Origin of the sequence: Phaeobacter sp. JH20_02 (assembly GCF_048056915.1) — a bacterium.
In the GTDB taxonomy this organism is placed as follows: domain Bacteria; phylum Pseudomonadota; class Alphaproteobacteria; order Rhodobacterales; family Rhodobacteraceae; genus Phaeobacter; species Phaeobacter bryozoorum.
The window spans coordinates 796,514-812,037 of sequence record NZ_JAYMVP010000028.1 but is presented as its reverse complement, the minus strand read 5'-3'; the positions used below and the strand labels follow the sequence as shown (position 1 = coordinate 812,037).

General features: G+C 61.1%; 15 protein-coding genes. 8 read left to right on the top strand and 7 right to left on the bottom strand.

Going from position 1 to position 15,524, the window contains the following annotated elements:
- Nucleotides 1-23 precede the first annotated feature (23 nt).
- Nucleotides 24-878, top strand: coding sequence for an alpha/beta fold hydrolase (locus VWY34_RS17975; RefSeq protein WP_416534988.1), 855 nt, complete (start codon nt 24-26; stop codon nt 876-878).
- Nucleotides 879-992: 114 nt separating this feature from the next.
- Here VWY34_RS17975 and VWY34_RS17970 read toward each other — a convergent pair whose 3' ends face one another.
- Nucleotides 993-1,421 carry a hypothetical protein gene (locus VWY34_RS17970; RefSeq protein WP_416541879.1) on the bottom strand — a complete coding sequence of 143 codons (429 nt, stop codon included), beginning with the start codon at nt 1,419-1,421 and terminating at the stop codon, nt 993-995.
- A gap of 92 nt (nt 1,422-1,513) precedes the next feature.
- Here VWY34_RS17970 and VWY34_RS17965 point away from each other — a divergent pair, with 92 nt between their 5' ends.
- Nucleotides 1,514-2,416 (top strand): LysR family transcriptional regulator, encoded by a 903-nt coding sequence (locus tag VWY34_RS17965; protein WP_416541312.1) that lies wholly within the window; start codon nt 1,514-1,516, stop codon nt 2,414-2,416.
- Nucleotides 2,417-2,483: 67 nt separating this feature from the next.
- Here VWY34_RS17965 and VWY34_RS17960 read toward each other — a convergent pair whose 3' ends face one another.
- The 5 genes from VWY34_RS17960 to VWY34_RS17940 form a co-directional block, all read right to left on the bottom strand.
- A complete protein-coding gene (locus tag VWY34_RS17960) occupies nt 2,484-3,518 on the bottom strand; it encodes a threonine aldolase family protein (RefSeq protein WP_416544197.1) in 1,035 nt (344 codons plus the stop codon).
- Entirely contained in the window at nt 3,519-3,989 is a 471-nt protein-coding gene (locus VWY34_RS17955; RefSeq protein ID WP_340546244.1) for a YcgN family cysteine cluster protein, read from the bottom strand.
- The gene (locus tag VWY34_RS17950) at nt 3,986-4,918 is read right to left on the bottom strand and encodes a bifunctional riboflavin kinase/FAD synthetase (RefSeq protein ID WP_340546243.1); all 933 of its coding nucleotides are present in this window, start codon (nt 4,916-4,918) and stop codon (nt 3,986-3,988) included. The genes VWY34_RS17955 and VWY34_RS17950 overlap by 4 nt, the downstream gene beginning before the upstream one ends.
- 75 nt (nt 4,919-4,993) lie before the next feature.
- Nucleotides 4,994-5,437 (bottom strand): MaoC family dehydratase, encoded by a 444-nt coding sequence (locus tag VWY34_RS17945; protein WP_416534992.1) that lies wholly within the window; start codon nt 5,435-5,437, stop codon nt 4,994-4,996.
- Nucleotides 5,438-5,583: 146 nt separating this feature from the next.
- Complete coding sequence (locus VWY34_RS17940) at nt 5,584-6,459, bottom strand: TIGR01459 family HAD-type hydrolase (RefSeq protein WP_340546241.1); 876 nt, start codon at nt 6,457-6,459, stop codon at nt 5,584-5,586.
- Nucleotides 6,460-6,599: 140 nt separating this feature from the next.
- On the opposite strand from VWY34_RS17940, the gene VWY34_RS17935 reads away from it, so the two are divergent.
- Nucleotides 6,600-8,567, top strand: a complete 1,968-nt coding sequence (locus VWY34_RS17935) for a methyl-accepting chemotaxis protein (protein ID WP_416544196.1) — start codon at nt 6,600-6,602, stop codon at nt 8,565-8,567.
- Between the two features lie 682 nt (nt 8,568-9,249).
- Here the strand turns inward: VWY34_RS17935 and VWY34_RS17930 are convergent.
- Entirely contained in the window at nt 9,250-10,170 is a 921-nt protein-coding gene (locus VWY34_RS17930) for a manganese-dependent inorganic pyrophosphatase (RefSeq protein WP_416541883.1), read from the bottom strand.
- Between the two features lie 213 nt (nt 10,171-10,383).
- On the opposite strand from VWY34_RS17930, the gene VWY34_RS17925 reads away from it, so the two are divergent.
- The 5 genes from VWY34_RS17925 to VWY34_RS17905 all read left to right on the top strand — a co-directional run bounded on the left by VWY34_RS17925 (nt 10,384) and on the right by VWY34_RS17905 (nt 15,454).
- Complete coding sequence (locus VWY34_RS17925; protein WP_416541308.1) at nt 10,384-11,094, top strand: DUF2161 domain-containing phosphodiesterase; 711 nt, start codon at nt 10,384-10,386, stop codon at nt 11,092-11,094.
- 169 nt (nt 11,095-11,263) lie between these two features.
- On the top strand, nt 11,264-11,551 hold the full coding sequence (locus VWY34_RS17920) for a co-chaperone GroES (RefSeq protein ID WP_340546237.1): 288 nt from the start codon (nt 11,264-11,266) through the stop codon (nt 11,549-11,551).
- 75 nt (nt 11,552-11,626) lie between these two features.
- The gene (gene groL / locus VWY34_RS17915) at nt 11,627-13,276 is read left to right on the top strand and encodes a chaperonin GroEL (protein WP_416534997.1); all 1,650 of its coding nucleotides are present in this window, start codon (nt 11,627-11,629) and stop codon (nt 13,274-13,276) included.
- A gap of 310 nt (nt 13,277-13,586) precedes the next feature.
- Entirely contained in the window at nt 13,587-14,480 is an 894-nt protein-coding gene (locus tag VWY34_RS17910; protein WP_416544195.1) for an HNH endonuclease, read from the top strand.
- A 92-nt stretch (nt 14,481-14,572) separates the two neighbouring features.
- Nucleotides 14,573-15,454, top strand: coding sequence for a DMT family transporter (locus VWY34_RS17905; RefSeq protein ID WP_416544194.1), 882 nt, complete (start codon nt 14,573-14,575; stop codon nt 15,452-15,454).
- Nucleotides 15,455-15,524: the final 70 nt, after the last annotated feature.

The following is a 15,524-nucleotide window of genomic DNA, read 5'->3' as shown; positions in this document are numbered from 1 at the left end:
GCGACCGCAAAAGGGCAGTCATGATGGCGGAAATCTCGGCCGGGCTGGCGCAGCCCGTGGTCACCCATTCCTTTGGTCGCGGCAATCGGCAGGTTCTGGGAGTCCATTGCTCCCTTGCCCATTCCGGTGCCTGGCGTGGTCTGGCGACCATTCTGGAAGAACATGTGACGATCTCAAGTTTCGACATGCTGTCGCACGGGCGCAGTCCCGATTGGGACGGTGAGGGGCTTTTGCAACTGCGCAATGCCGAGGCCGGGCTGGCCCTGATCGAGTCGGAGAACCTTGCCAAGGACGGGCCGATTGACCTGCTGGGCCATTCCTTTGGTGCCACGGTGGCGCTGGCAATGGCGCAGATGCGGCCTGACCTGGTGCGCTCTCTGGTGATGATCGAACCTGTGTTTTTTTCGCTGGGGACAGCGACGACGACCGATCCCGAGGCGCTTGAGGCGCTGCGCCGGGACCACATGACCGTTCGCGAAACCTATCTCAACGGCGATGTGGAGCAGGCGACACGCCTGTTCAACCGGGCCTGGGGAGCAGGCCATCCGAAATGGCCAGATTTGCCCGAAAGCGCCCGCAGCGCCATGGTCCGCAGTTTTCCGGCGGTGATGGCCTGCGATACGCAGATCTACGACGATATGCTGGGCGTGCTGGAACCGGATAAGCTGGCGCTGCTGACGATGCCCTGTCTGCTGATTGATGGCGGCAAAAGCCAGCCCATCATGCATGAGGTCATTCGCGCTCTTGCCGCACGACTGCCGGAGGTGACCTGCCGAAGGGTCGAGGCGGCGGGACATATGCTGCCGATCACACATCCGGCCGAGACGGCGGCTCTGCTGCAAAGCTTCTGGCCGGACGTGGCGCTGGCGCAGGCCTAGGCCCTAGCCGATGCTGCACGGTCCCGAGGGGGCGTTCCCGTAGCAAGAACCCGAAGCGCGCCAGAGGCGGCTTCGGGTTTTTCAGCTTGCGACGTCAGGGCGCGTGAGTTGGCCTCAGAGATCGGTCACCGTGGTGACGGTTTCGCGGAAATAGTCAATCTTGCCGTCCTTCTGATGGGACAGGATGAAGGTCACGCTTTCCACCATACGATCCCGCACCGCGTAGTGATAGCGCTGCTGGAACCGGGTGTTATACCAGCCATCCCCCAGATCCTGTGATGTCAGATCCACGATTTTTGTTCCCTGAGGGAAAACTTCGGGGCCAAGCCGGGACAGGATCACGCCAAAGCCCTCGATATCGGTGGCCTGTTGCCAGCTGACGTCGACGCCATCGCTGTCGCGGTAATGGTCGATGCGAAAATCGATATCCGGCGCGATAAAGCCCATCAGGGCGGGGTCGCCTGCCTCGAACAGGCGCAGCAACTGCTCGATTTCGGGGGCGGTTGCGGCTTGGGGCGCGGGGGCGAGGGTGGTTGCGGACATGATGCTCTCCTGTTGAGTGGTGCCGACAGGATGGCAAAGATACCAACTATAGGGAATTGCTCTGAAGGCTATCCGTGTTATAGTTTGAAGCTATGGATGATCTGACACCGCTACGATATTTCCGGGCTGCCTATGAAATGGGAACCTTCAGTGCTGCGGCACGGGCCTGCGAGGTGCGCCAGCCCTCGGTCTCGGCGGCAATTGCCCGACTTGAGCAACGGTATGGCGGCCCGGTGTTTCGGCGCGGCCGGGATGGTCTGACGCCAACCGCGCTCGGGCATGAACTCTATCAGCAGGCAGGTGGGGTGCTGGCGCAGATGAGCCAGCTTGAGGCGCGGCTAAAGGGGCATGTCGCGCAAACGGTAAGGGTGTTCTGTGCGCCCGACGTCTTGATGGCGGCATTTGAGGATGGGCTGGCCCGGATCCGGCGGGCGGAACCACAGGCGCAGTTTCAGTTTACCGAGGATCCCACGCAGGCGGATCTGCATTTTGCGGCTGAGAGCTGCCTGCCACGGGGCTGCGGTTTTCATCCGCTCTGGCAGGAGCGCTATGGTCTCGGTCTGCCCTCTGGGCATCCTCTGGTGGCAAAACCGCAGCTGACGCTGGCAGATCTTGCGGATGAGGCCCTGATTGCGCGCCCCTATTGCCCCAGCGCGGACCGGTATCTGGCTGAACTGGCGCGGGATGACGGCGGGACGGGGCTGCGGGTGGCGGCCAGCGCGATACATGATGCCCAGCTGATGGATCTGGTGGCTGCCGGTTTGGGAATGGCGCTGATGCCAATGTCCCATGGCGATGCTCACAGGGGCATTGTGCTGCGGGAGATTTCGGACGTCGACCCGGTAACGCGGGTGGTTGGTGTCGGTTATCGCAAAACAGGATTTGCCGACGCCATGGCACGGCATTTTCTGAGCCGCCAGAGCTTCATGGGTGCTGGCGCCGGGGGTGGCAGCGCTCCGGGTGGCGGGCCTGCGATGACCGCTGAGCCGATGTGACCGGGAGCCGCCGGTGGGCGGCAAACCGGCGTCCCATTAGGAGGTGGCGGCCCAACCGCGATACGTGTCAGAGAAGCGCGAGAAACGCGTCTATCTGGTCGTCTTCTATGGACCAGTCGCAGACGAACCGCGCGGTGACCTCTTCGTCCGCTGCGCCTTCCAGGCCGCCGTCCCAAAGGTGATAGACCGCGCCGGCGTCGAACAGCCGCTGGTGGGTGGCGCGTGGCAGGGCGGCAAAGATCATGTTGGCCTGCGGATCATGGCTGAACCGGGCGCCTTTGCTGCGCAACCCTGCCGCCAGACGCGCTGCCTTGGCATTTGCCGCGCGGGCGTTGTGCAGCCAGAGATCATCGGTCAGATAGGCCAGCATCTGCGCTGACAGATAGCGATGCTTGGAGAACAGATGCGCCCCGCGTTTGCGGCGATATTCGAACTCCTGCGCTTTGGCAGGGTCAAAGAAGATCACCGCCTCAACCCCCATGCAGCCGTTTTTGGTGCCGCCAAAAGACACCGCATCCACGCCTGCTTTCCAGGTCATCTCGGCGGCGGTGCAGCCCAGCGTCACCAGCGCATTGGTGAAACGTGCACCATCCAGATGCACCGGCAGACCGTAGGATTTTGCAACCTCGCAGAGCGCGCGCAGCTCTTCGACCGAATAGACCGTGCCAAATTCCGTCACCTGCGTGATCGAGACGGGACCGCGCTGCGGCCCGTGGACGCCGCGATTTTCCTCGCCCTCAAGGGCTTGGCGCAGATCGGCGGGGGTCATCTTGTCAGCATCGGTCACCAGCGTCAGCTTGGCGCCGCCGGTGTAGAACTCAGGCCCGTTGCATTCATCGACGTTGATATGGGCCTGTCGGGTGCAGAACAGCGTCTGCCAGGGCTGCGACAGGGTCGAAAGGGCCAGTACATTGGCGGCCGTGCCGGTTGCGACGAGGTAGACCGCTGCGTCCGGGGCGTCAAAGATCTCGCGGATGCGGGTGGTGACCTGTGCCATCTCGTCATCTGCACCGTAGCCCATGGCATAGCCAGTGTTGGCCGTTGCAAGGGCTGCCAGAATTTCAGGATTGGCCGGACCGGAGTTGTCAGAGGCGAAATGCATTTAGAGCGGCTCCTCGATTATATGCTCTTCCCAGTCTTCTTCGGGAGTGTCGAATTCCGATACGGTCCAGCCCCGCACCGAAACACCGGCCTCATGCACGCTTGCAGGATCACCGGTGATCAGCGGGTGCCAGTCGGGCAGCGGCTTGCCTTCCCAGAGCAGGCGATAGGCGCAGGTCTGTGGCATCCAATAGGCGTGGGTGTCCAGATTGTCGGGCTTCAGCACGATACATTCGGGGACAAACTGATGGCGGTTCTCGTAGTGGGCGCAGCGGCAGGTGGCATCATCCAGCAGACGGCAGGCAACCCGGGTCAGCGCCACTTCGCCGCTGTCTTCATCCTCCAGCTTGTTCAGGCAGCATTTGCCACAGCCATCGCAGAGCGCTTCCCACTCGCGGTTGTTGAGCTTTGTCAGCGGCTTCTTTTCCCAGAAGCGCTTGCCCAGCCCGTTGCGGTCAATGCCCTGGCTCATAGCGCCGCCAACAGCTGGCGCGCCGTGATGCAATCAGCGTCCATCTGGGCCAGCAGCCCCTCCAGCCCGTCAAAGGTCATTTCCGGGCGCAGGTATTCGACCAGCCCCACAGACAGCGTCGCGCCGTAGAGGTTGCCGGTGAAATCGAACAGGAAGGTTTCAATATTGGGATGGCTGCCATCGAACATCGGGCGCACTCCGACGGAGGCTGCGCCATGATAGCTGCCCCGATAGGGGCCATCCAGCACATCGACCAGCACGGCATAGACGCCAAAGGCGGGCTGATGCAGCCCGTCGATCGACATGTTCGCGGTGGGATAGCCCAATTCGCGGCCGCGTTGTTCGCCGCCAATGACCTCGCCTTCGATCCGGTGCCAATGGCCGAGCATATTGGCGGCATCGCGCGGCCGCCCGTCGCTGAGCGCGCGGCGGATGGCGGTGGAGGAGACCGTGTCCTCGGAATATTCCATCAGCGGCGCCACGGTGACGCCGAACCCCATCTGGTCGCCAAAACGCTGGAGATCGTCGGCAGAGCCGGCGCGACCCTTGCCGAAACAGAAATCCGAGCCGACGACGACATGACGCAGGCCTAGACCGTCGGCAATCACCTTGCGGGCAAAGCCCTCGGGCGTGAGACCGGAGAGGGCGGCATTGAAATTCAACTGGTAGAGACGCTCCACCCCCAGTTTTTCCAGCCGCGATGCCCGGGCTTCGGCCGACATCAGGCGAAACGGCGGGGCATCGGGGGCGAAGAACTCCCGCGGGTGAGGTTCGAAGGTCAGGACCCCGAGCGGCGCCTCGGGCACAGCGTCGCGGGCCAGGTCGATGACCGATTGATGGCCGCGATGGACACCATCGAAATTGCCGATGGCGGCAGAGGCCCCACGATCCTTTGGATCTACGAATTGAAAGTCACGGATAATGCGCATGGCCACTGCCTAGCCGCGCCGGGGCGCGCTTGCAAGAGCCATGCCACGGGGCGCCACAGCTTGGCGGCCATCGCGTCAGTCGAACTTGCGTGACGGCGCCATCACCATGGCTTCGCCGACCAGCACCTTCTTGCCCTCCACCATGCAGCGGCAATCCAGCTTGACCCGGCGTTTGTCGATCTCGATGCCGGTCACCTCGACCTCCGCAAGCACGAGATCGCCGGGGCGGACGGGGGCAAGAAACTTCAGGGACTGGCTCATGTAGATGGTGCCATGGCCGGGCAGTTGCTCGCCAATTACGGCAGAGATCAACCCGGCAGTCAGCATCCCATGGGCGATGCGCCCCTGAAACATGGTGTCCTGCGCGTAATCTTCATCCAGATGCACCGGGTTGTGGTCCGTTGAGACCTCGGCAAACATCTCGATATCCTTGTCCGTCACCTCTTTGCGCAGATAGCGGACCATCCCCATTTCGATATCTTCGATGCAGATCGTTCCGCGCGGAAAATTGTCCAACATATGCCTCTCCTGTTGCCGTTGCTCTGCGAAAAATTGCGCGGTGCTGTCTACGGGTCGCGGGTCGAACCTGAAACAATCGGGCAAATGCAGACTTGTTACGGCAACTTTATTACTTTGCAGTCGCAGAAAGGCAAGTGTTTTCTCCGTTAGCGCAATCTGCCGATAGAATAGGTCGGTGCAGATTTTTCCTTTTCCAAATAGGTGCTTAGCGCGGCTTCATCGGGCTGGTGGTCGGTTTTGGTCTCTTTTGCTGCAAGTCCACCTGTAATGAAGAGTGAGTCCAGACCTTCGCCCATTGCGCCCGAGATATCGGTGTGGGGGCCGTCACCGATCGCCAATATGTCACGGTCGGCGATATCCAGGCCCAGCTCCGCCAGACGCCGCCGCGCCAGATCGTAGATCGGCGGGTGGGGCTTGCCGAAGTACAGGCTCTCGCCGCCCATTTCCGTATAAAGCCGCGCCAGCGCCCCGGCGCACCATTCGCGCGTCTCGCCGCGATCAACCACGATATCGGGATTGGCGCAGAGTAGTTTCAGCCCCATCTGCTTGGCATAAAGGAAATCCGGGCGGTTCACATCCGGGTCGGCCTGCGTATCGAAGGGGCCGCAGCAGACAATGCCTTCGGCCTCCTTCAACGGAACGCGGGTCACATCAATCGGATCGTCCAGCATCTTCAGCGGCTCAAAGAAGCCGGCATCGCGCTCCCATTCACCCATGAAATAGACCTTGCGGCCAACGGCACCGCTGAACATGGCGGCGCGTGCGGAATCGCCGGAGGTGGCAATGGTGTCATAGGCATCCTGAGGGACGCCGAAGTCGCCAAGCTGTGCCGCAACCCCCGCCCTTGGCTTGGGCGAGTTGGTCACCAGCACAACAACACCGCCTGCCGCGCGATAGGCCTGCAAGGCAGCCACGGCCTCGGGGTAGGCGGTGATACCGTTGTGCACACAGCCCCAAAGATCGACAAACAGGGCTTTGTACTGGCTTGAGACCTCGGCGAGGGAGGCAATGAGTCGGGTCATGGGACAGGTCTTTCACATGGGATTTCGGCTGTTCAAGCTATGCCAGAGCCTGCGGAATTTGACCAGATCGGCGATGTTTCCGGTTTTTTAACAACAGAGGCGTAGAACAGGTCGAGGCTACAACCCAGAGGTGTGCGGTAATGTTTCGAACGATGTCAACAAAAACCCGATTTATTATTTCGGGTGCGGTATCCGTTTTTGCGATTGTTATATTGGCTCTGATATCTGTCTACAGCCTGTGGCAAAGCGAACTGGAGCTTGAGCGGCAGATTGATGTAACCAAAACGGTGCGCCACGAGCTGAAGGTCGACCTCCTGCATGAAGAGTTGCACTCGGAAGTGATCTATCTCGTGTTTGCCGGGGATCATGCGACCGCAGCCGAGAAAGAGGCGCTGCGCGCACAAGTGGTCCAGGCCAGCGAGGAGCTTCGCAAGAATCTGGAATTGCTGAAAAACGATTCCTTGCCACCAAAGGCGCTGACGCAGGTCGAGGGGATGGTGGCGGAGGTTGATACCTTTGTCGGTCAGGGCGTCGCCCTGGCAGAGCTGGCCGTCACCGACCCGGTCGCCGCGGAGGCTGCTGTCGATGCCTTTCAGGACAGTTACGCGGCCCTCAATGAGAAATTGCACCCGTTGAGTGACTGGATTGAAACCTCGGCGGTCGAAACCGCAAAGGCGGCGCGGGCACATGACATGCTTCTGCTTTATGTCCTCCTGGGAACATCCGCCCTGTTGGTCTTGGTGACGCTCTATAACGCGCGCAAGATGACCATGAACATTGTGCGCCCGATTGATCGGCTGCGCGAAGCCCTGCGCGAAGTCGCAGAAGGGGATTTTGGCATCAAGGTCGCTGAGCGGATGCGCGGTGACGATTTTGGCGAGATTGCCCGCGATATCGACCGTGTGTCGGCCCGGGTCATCAGCGAGCTGGAGAAACAGAATACCCTGCGTGTGGAGGGTGAGCATGTCATCGACCGGCTGCGTCAGGGCCTGCAGGCGCTGGCGTCCGGGAACTTCAGCGTTCGCATCGCAGAGAGCTTTGGCGAGGCCTATGATCCGCTGCGGATGAATTATAACGAAACGGTCGATAAACTGAATGAGGTGATGGCCCAGGTGGTCAAGGCAAGCGCCGCGATCCAGGCGCAATCCGATGAAATCCGGTCCGGTGCTGAAGACATGTCTGCCCGCACCGAAAGCCAGGCGGCCACGCTGGAGCAAACGGCTGCCGCACTGGAAGAAATGACGGTCAGTGTCAACAACTCCGCCCAGAACGCCAAAGCCGTCGAAAGCGCTGTGGATTCCGCGCGCAAGGATGTTGAAAACAGCGGCCGGGTCGTGGAGGGCGCGATCGAGGCGATGAATGAGATCGAACGCTCGTCCGGGCAGATTTCGCAGATCATCGGCGTGATCGACGACATTGCCTTCCAGACCAACCTGCTGGCATTGAACGCTGGTGTCGAGGCGGCGCGGGCAGGTGAGGTCGGCCGCGGTTTTGCCGTCGTCGCCTCCGAGGTGCGCGCTTTGGCGCAACGGTCATCGGATGCCGCCAATGAGATCAAGTCGCTGATTTCGGCCAGCACCAGAACAGTGGAAGAGGGCGTGGAGAAGGTCGATAGCGCCGGCAAGGCCCTGTCGCAGGTTGTCGGCGAGGTGGTCAATATCGCCACGCTTGTCTCTGGTATCTCTTCGGAATCCGGTGAACAGGCGCAGGGGCTGAACGAAATCAACATCGGTGTTGCCCAGCTGGACAATGTCACTCAGCAGAATGCCGCGATGGTTGAGGAATCCGGCGCTGCCATCCTGAAGATGAACAGCGAGACCTATGGTCTGAACCAGATCGTCAGCCAGTTTGTCCTGCTCTCAGCAGATGGTGCCGCAGGCCGCGCACCCTCAGCGGCGGAGCGCGCAGCGGCCGTTGTCGAGGCAGGTCACCCGGATGAGGAGCGTTGGGAAGACTATAACGAAGTCTCCGCCCATGGGCCTGTTTCCGGCGACGGTATCGATGATTGGGACACCGACCGCGCATCGCTGCACAAGTCCGTGGGGTCGAAAGCAGGGGATGCCGGTGACGATTGGGCGGATCGGGATGCGGTTGCCAATTTCGCCTGACGGCCTGACGGCCTGACGGCCTGACGGCCTGAGCGCCTGATAGTCGTCTGTGGGGCACGGTAGACAGCTGACCACGCGCCGGTTTCAGGCTTGCCGCCTGCCGCGCGTGGCGGCCTGTCACCTGGGATCGGGCGTCAGCTTCGCCCGGTGCAATCTGAACCGACCGGCCTCGGTCAGCCGATGCCTGTGAGCGAATCGGGCGCCCGCGACTTTATGGCAGGATTGCCTGCGCCAATGCCTTTGCATGACGGAAATGCCAATGCCGGTCGATAGATACACGTCACCTCTGGCGGTGCTGGCTCCTTTGCCGAGGCGCTGACGCCGGTCGCGGCGCTTTGGCCCCTTTTGCACCGGGGCGGGCTGGGATGACTTAGGTATCCGTGACTTACTTTCGCCCTGAGGCGTGATTTGCTGGAGTGTCATCCGAGGACCGCGACACGGGCAACCACAGCAATTGGTCAATGCGCACGACAGATGCGGCAAACAGAGGTCCGGGGGGATCCGCAAGAGGGTGGCGATCGCTCTGCGCGTGCTACCAGCACCTGGTTGCCGGTCGATCGAAACACGCGGTGGTATCACCCGAAGATCGGATCGCCGGCTACTGCAGGTCCATCATAAAAGATGCGGGCCACCTCAGAAAACCCGCATCTTTCGCATTTCATAGGCTCGAAGGCGCCGGGCCTTAGATTGCCAGATTGGGGATGATCTGTTTCTTGCGGCTCATGATCCCCGGCAGCACAACGCTATCGCCCTCGGCTGTGGCGCCAAAGCTCTTGGCCGCGAGGGTTTTCACCAGGTCGTTGGGCACCAGAAGAGTGGCTTCTTCCTTCAGGATATCCACCACAAAGAGCAGAACCTGATCAACGCCATCTTCGGCAGCGACGGTTGTCATGGTTTCCATCAGCGACGCCTTGCGATCCAGCACCACGGCGGGAGCGGTGGTTTCCAGAACCGAGACCCGGAATTTGGTGCCTTCGACCGCGTATTCCTTGGAATCCATCCGCAGCAGCTCTGCGTCGGAGAAGGCCGAAACATCGGATTTCGCGGCAAACATCTCGGCGGCATAGGTCGCGATATCGACGCCGAGATCTTCGGCCAGGCTATAGGCCACGGCTTTGTCTTCCTGGGTGGTGGTCGGCGAGCGGAATTCCAGCGTGTCGCTCAGAATGCAGGTCAGCATCGCGCCTTTGATGTCGCGCGGTGCCTGCGCAAGATCGCTGCCGATCATTTTCCACATGATGGTCGCGGTGCAGGCGACCGGCTCGATGCGGATGTCGATGGGGCCTTTGGTTTCCAGCCCGCCGACCAGTTTATGATGGTCGATGATCGCACGAACGTCAGCGCCATTGATATTGGCGGGCAGTTCAGCCGGGTTGTTGGTGTCGACGATGACGACAGGCTGATCATCGGCCACATCGCTGATGATCTCCGGCTTTTCCAGCCCCCAGTGTTGCAGCATGAAGGCCGCTTCGGTGTTGGGCTCGCCCAGCAGTTTCGGAGCGGCTTCGACGCCTTTGATCTGGTTCAGATACCACGACCAGATGATGGCGGAGCCGGTGGAATCGGTATCGGGGGATTTATGGCCGAAGACGAAGGTAGTCATTGAAGTGTGTCCTATGCAGATGCCGGAATTTTGCGCGTCTTATAGGTGGGGGCGGCGATCTTGTCACCCCGGCCCGTTGTCTCGTCAATGCAGCTATGCCGTCCGTGCAGATCAGGGCAGCGCAGGCGCGCCAAGAGCGCCAATGGCTGCGGATCATTGCCCTGATTTGGCGAATGGCTTTTCCTCGGCTGCGGCTGGGGGTAGCATTGCGCCATGACCCGCGAAGATCAGCTTTATCCGCCCGTGAAGGCCCTGCTGGAACAGCAGGGGTATACCGTGAAGGGGGAGGTGGGGGCCGCTGATGTGGTGGCCTGCCGGGGCGATGAACCACCGGTTATTGTCGAGCTGAAGTTGCGGTTTTCACTGTCGCTGTTCCATCAGGCGATCACGCGGCTTGCGCTGAGCGACCTCGTTTATATCGCTGTGCCGAAACCCGCTGGCCGCCAGGCGCGGCGGGTGCTGAAGGACAATCTGGCGATGTGTCGGCGTCTGGGGCTGGGGCTGATCACGGTTCTGCCGGATGGTCGGACGGAGGTCCAGTGTGATCCGGGGCCTTACGCGCCGCGAAAATCGGCCAAGAAACAGGCGCGGCTGCTGCGCGAATTTCAGCGCCTGCAGGGGGATCCGAATGCCGGTGGGGCCACCCGCCACGGGATCGTGACCGCCTATCGCCAGGACGCCTTGCGCTGTGCCGCCCATCTGGCAGACCACGGGCCGAGCAAGGGGGCCGCCGTGGCCAGGGCAGCGGGCGTCCCACAGGCCACCCGGATCATGGCGAGCAATCACTATGGCTGGTTCATGCGGGTCGCCACCGGCATTTATCAACTGACCGAGGCCGGTCAGGCGGGGCTGGTTCATTGGGCGCATAGCTGGGAAGCGCTGGGGGCCGACGATGGGACAGCGGCCGAGGTGGGCCCTGCGTGATGGCCGCGGCAGAATATTGCCATAAAATTTCCCAACCAACCTGTTGACAGGACCGCACGCCCTGCCTAGCTATTCCTTCGTTAGCACTCGGCAGTATTGAGTGCTAACACCCTCTGCGGGGAGCAGGGGGGCGAGACAACAACCTTTGAGCCTTTAAGGAGCTACAAAGATGGCATTGAAACCGCTTCATGACCGCGTGCTGGTCCGTCGCACCGAAAGCGAAGAAAAAACCGCCGGTGGTCTGATCATCCCTGATTCCGCCAAGGAAAAGCCGAGCGAAGGCGTTGTCGTCGCAACCGGCGAAGGCGCACGCAAGGACAGCGGCGAGCTGATCGCAATGGCTGTTTCGGCTGGCGACAAGATCCTGTTCGGCAAATGGTCCGGCACCGAGGTCACCGTCGACGGCGAAGAGCTGCTGATGATGAAGGAAAGCGACATCATGGGCATCATCGAGTAAGACACCGGGTTTTTCCCAAGTCTGCTCTGATCCCTGATCGCTTAAACCCACAGAATTTCTCTAGGAGAGTAAAAAATGGCTGCTAAGGACGTCAAATTCGACACCGATGCCCGCAACCGTATGCTGCGTGGCGTCAACATTCTGGCCGACGCCGTGAAAGTGACCCTGGGCCCGAAAGGCCGCAATGTGGTTCTGGACAAATCCTTCGGCGCACCGCGCATCACCAAGGACGGCGTGTCCGTGGCGAAGGAAATCGAACTGGAAGACAAGTTCGAGAACATGGGCGCCCAGATGGTGAAGGAAGTTGCTTCCCGCACCAACGACGAAGCCGGTGACGGCACCACCACCGCAACCGTTCTGGCCCAGGCCATCGTCAAAGAAGGCCTGAAGCAGGTTGCAGCCGGTCTGAACCCGATGGACCTGAAGCGCGGCATCGACCTGGCAACCTCCAAGGTTGTTGAAGCGATCAAAGCCTCGGCCCGCGACGTGAAAGACAGCGACGAAGTTGCGCAGGTTGGCACCATCTCCGCCAACGGCGAAGCAGAAATCGGCCGTCAGATTGCTGACGCGATGCAGAAAGTCGGCAACGAAGGTGTTATCACCGTCGAAGAAAACAAGGGTCTGGAAACCGAGACCACTGTTGTCGAAGGTATGCAGTTCGACCGTGGCTACCTGTCGCCCTATTTCGTCACCAACCCCGACAAGATGGTTGCAGAACTCGACGACTGCATGATCCTGCTGCACGAGAAGAAACTGTCGTCGCTGCAGGCAATGGTTCCGCTGCTTGAGCAGGTGATCCAGTCGCAGAAACCGCTGCTGATCATCGCTGAGGACGTCGAAGGCGAAGCGCTGGCAACCCTGGTTGTCAACAAGCTGCGCGGCGGTCTGAAAATTGCTGCTGTCAAGGCACCGGGCTTCGGCGATCGCCGCAAGGCCATGCTGCAGGACATCGCAATCCTGACCGGCGGCCAGGTCATCTCCGAAGATCTGGGCATGAAGCTCGAGTCCGTCACCATGGACATGCTGGGCACCGCCAAGAAAATCGAAATCACCAAAGACGAAACCACCATCGTTGACGGCGCTGGCGAGAAGGCCGAGATCGAAGCACGCGTTGCCCAGATCCGCACCCAGATCGAAGAGACCACCTCTGACTACGACCGTGAGAAGCTGCAAGAGCGCGTTGCCAAACTGGCAGGCGGTGTTGCCGTGATCCGCGTCGGCGGCATGACCGAAGTGGAAGTGAAAGAGCGCAAAGACCGCGTCGACGATGCTCTGAACGCAACCCGCGCAGCCGTGCAGGAAGGCGTCATCGTTGGTGGTGGTGTTGCTCTGGTTCAGGCCGGCAAGGCACTGGACGGTCTGGAAGGTGCAAACTCCGACCAGAACGCCGGTATCATGATCGTTCGCAAGGCCATCGAAGCGCCGCTGCGCCAGATCGCCGAGAACGCCGGTGTTGACGGTGCCGTGGTTGCGGGCAAGATCCGTGAATCCTCTGACAGCAGCTTTGGCTACAACGCCCAGACTGATGAATATGGTGACATGTTCTCCTTCGGCGTGATCGACCCCGCCAAAGTGACCCGCACCGCGCTGGAAGATGCAGCCTCGGTCGCAGGCCTGCTGATCACCACCGAAGCCATGGTTGCCGACAAGCCCGCCAAAGAAGGCGCGGCAGGTGGCGGCATGCCCGACATGGGCGGCATGGGCGGCATGGGCGGCATGATGTAATCACAAATCCCCTTGGGATTTGGGATGAGGCTAAAGGCGATTGGCTGCAGGTTTGTTATCTGGGCCAATTCGCCGGAAGCCCACCGCTGATGACTGGAAGAATTGGGGGCTGCCTTCGGGCGGCCCCTTTTCGTTTCGGCGGGGAGAGAGAAGGCCCGCCTTGCGGGCCTGCCTCCGGCGGGAGTATTTTTGGAAAGGTGAATGAGGGGGGGGGGGTGTCGCAGCGTCGGCATGTTTGGCCAGAAAGAGGGGATGATGCCTCTTGTCTCTTCTCTTTTCGTTTTCGAAACAAAGGCCTAAAGTTGCCGCCATGGTCAAAGCAGTTTTTATTCAGTCCTCGCATTCGGGTTATGACGACCAGCCTGGCAAAGCGTATCATTTCCCGAAGAAGCTCTATTTGAGCCGGGTCGAGCAAACCGTGGGCGACTGGGTCATCTTCTACGAGGGGCGGCGCGGCGGCGGTAAAGGGTACCATTCTGTACAGCGTGTCCTGAAGGTGCAGGATGACCCTGAGGACCCAGCATTGGCCTATGCGCTGCTGGACACAGGCAGCGAGCTGTCCTTTGAGAATTTTGTTCCCCGATGGGTAGAGGGGCAAGGACCCTATGAAACCGGGCTGCCACGGTCGCGCGGCAGCAACACAAGCGCGGTGCGGCTGATCTCCGACGCGGATTTTGCGCGCATTACCAATGCCGGCCTGACTGCGCGCGAAGAGCCGAATGCCATTCCGCGAACCGGGGATTTCGCCGCGGAGCCTGGTTTTGCCGAAGCACAGGTCGCTTTTGAATCCCCAAATGGACCTCGCGAAATGCTACTGTCCCAGCGGGCCTTCCGGGATCGTAGTTTTGCAAGACAGGTCAAACATGCCTATGGCGGCCGCTGTTCGGTGTCGGGGTTGGAGTTGCGCAATGGCGGCGGGCGGCCGGAGGTCGAGGCCGCCCATATCGTGCCGGTTTCGGAATCTGGTCCGGACACGGTGCGCAATGGGCTGGCCCTGTCGGGAACGGTGCATTGGATGTTTGACCGAGGTCTTCTGTCGATCAGTGACGACCATGAGGTGCTTGTTGCGAAGAAGGCGGTGGATGACGCGACGCTGGATCGTTTGCTGCTGCCGGACCGGCGATTGATTGAGCCTGTGAACCCCGCATTCAAACCACACAGATCATATCTCCGCTGGCATCGGGAGAATGTCTTTAAGGGTTAGAGGCGCTTCGGGGCACATGTTCAGTCGAAGATAGATCTCTGACACGAAAATATCACTGGTCCGAAGTTGGTTTGCACGATAGCAGCCATTTCATGCGCCTGTTTCTTCTTGTCTTCCTCACCATGGTGGCCTTTGCCGCCAATTCCATTCTCAGCCGACTGGCCATCGGAGGCGGGCATATGGAGGCCACGAGCTTTGGCCTTTTGCGTGTGCTGTCCGGGGCAGTCACGCTGGTTGGGCTTTGTGCCCTCAGCGGGCTGTCGCTGAGACGTGATCGACGCCAGACCTTCTGGGGGGCGGCGGCGCTTACGACCTATATCGTCGGGTTCTCCATCGCCTATGAGGACCTGGATGCAGGGCTTGGCGCGCTGATCCTGTTCGGCGTGGTGCAGGTGTCGATGTTTCTGTGGGGGGCGCTGCGGGGCAGTCCGGTCGCGCCGGGGCAGGTCGCTGGCGCGGCAATTGCTCTGGTCGGGCTTGCTGCGGTGGTCTGGCCGACCGACGGTGTGCCAGCGGCGCCGCTGGGGGCCTCATGCCTGATGGCGCTGGGCGGTCTTGGATGGGCGGGCTACAGTCTGCTCGGACGGGGCGCAAAGGCACCACTGGCGGCAACGGCTGTGAATTTCGCGGCGGCGAGCGTGATCATGGTGCCCGCAGTGCTGATCTTCGGCGCGGACGTCGTCATCTCTCCATGGGGCGTGGTGCTGGCCATTGTGTCCGGCGCAGTAACCTCGGGCCTTGGCTATGCGCTCTGGTATCACGTCTTGCCACAGCTTGCGCCCGCCGTGGCTGCCACGGTTCAGCTGTCGGTGCCGGTGATCGCGATCCTTGCCGGTGCGGTTGTGCTGGGAGAGGTGATTGGCCTGCAGCTGACCATTGGCGCGATCGCTGTTCTGGGCGGTATTGCAATCGTCGTCCTGTCTGGGCCGGGGCGCAGGCGGGCGGCGGGCATCCCGGCGGGCAAAGAGGGCTAAGGCGCCGCGTCACGGCTCTGGGAATCGCGGTCTGCTCTTTCCGTTGAGGTGAAATGCCCCTATCTGCGGT

Coding starts and splice junctions, on each gene's coding strand:
- VWY34_RS17975 (WP_416534988.1), top strand. CDS start 24: ATGGCGGAAATCTCGGCCGGGCTGGCGCAGCCCGTGGTCACCCATTCC.
- VWY34_RS17970 (WP_416541879.1), bottom strand. CDS start 1,421: ATGTCCGCAACCACCCTCGCCCCCGCGCCCCAAGCCGCAACCGCCCCC.
- VWY34_RS17965 (WP_416541312.1), top strand. CDS start 1,514: ATGGATGATCTGACACCGCTACGATATTTCCGGGCTGCCTATGAAATG.
- VWY34_RS17960 (WP_416544197.1), bottom strand. CDS start 3,518: ATGCATTTCGCCTCTGACAACTCCGGTCCGGCCAATCCTGAAATTCTG.
- VWY34_RS17955 (WP_340546244.1), bottom strand. CDS start 3,989: ATGAGCCAGGGCATTGACCGCAACGGGCTGGGCAAGCGCTTCTGGGAA.
- VWY34_RS17950 (WP_340546243.1), bottom strand. CDS start 4,918: ATGCGCATTATCCGTGACTTTCAATTCGTAGATCCAAAGGATCGTGGG.
- VWY34_RS17945 (WP_416534992.1), bottom strand. CDS start 5,437: ATGTTGGACAATTTTCCGCGCGGAACGATCTGCATCGAAGATATCGAA.
- VWY34_RS17940 (WP_340546241.1), bottom strand. CDS start 6,459: ATGACCCGACTCATTGCCTCCCTCGCCGAGGTCTCAAGCCAGTACAAA.
- VWY34_RS17935 (WP_416544196.1), top strand. CDS start 6,600: ATGTTTCGAACGATGTCAACAAAAACCCGATTTATTATTTCGGGTGCG.
- VWY34_RS17930 (WP_416541883.1), bottom strand. CDS start 10,170: ATGACTACCTTCGTCTTCGGCCATAAATCCCCCGATACCGATTCCACC.
- VWY34_RS17925 (WP_416541308.1), top strand. CDS start 10,384: ATGACCCGCGAAGATCAGCTTTATCCGCCCGTGAAGGCCCTGCTGGAA.
- VWY34_RS17920 (WP_340546237.1), top strand. CDS start 11,264: ATGGCATTGAAACCGCTTCATGACCGCGTGCTGGTCCGTCGCACCGAA.
- groL (WP_416534997.1), top strand. CDS start 11,627: ATGGCTGCTAAGGACGTCAAATTCGACACCGATGCCCGCAACCGTATG.
- VWY34_RS17910 (WP_416544195.1), top strand. CDS start 13,587: ATGGTCAAAGCAGTTTTTATTCAGTCCTCGCATTCGGGTTATGACGAC.
- VWY34_RS17905 (WP_416544194.1), top strand. CDS start 14,573: ATGCGCCTGTTTCTTCTTGTCTTCCTCACCATGGTGGCCTTTGCCGCC.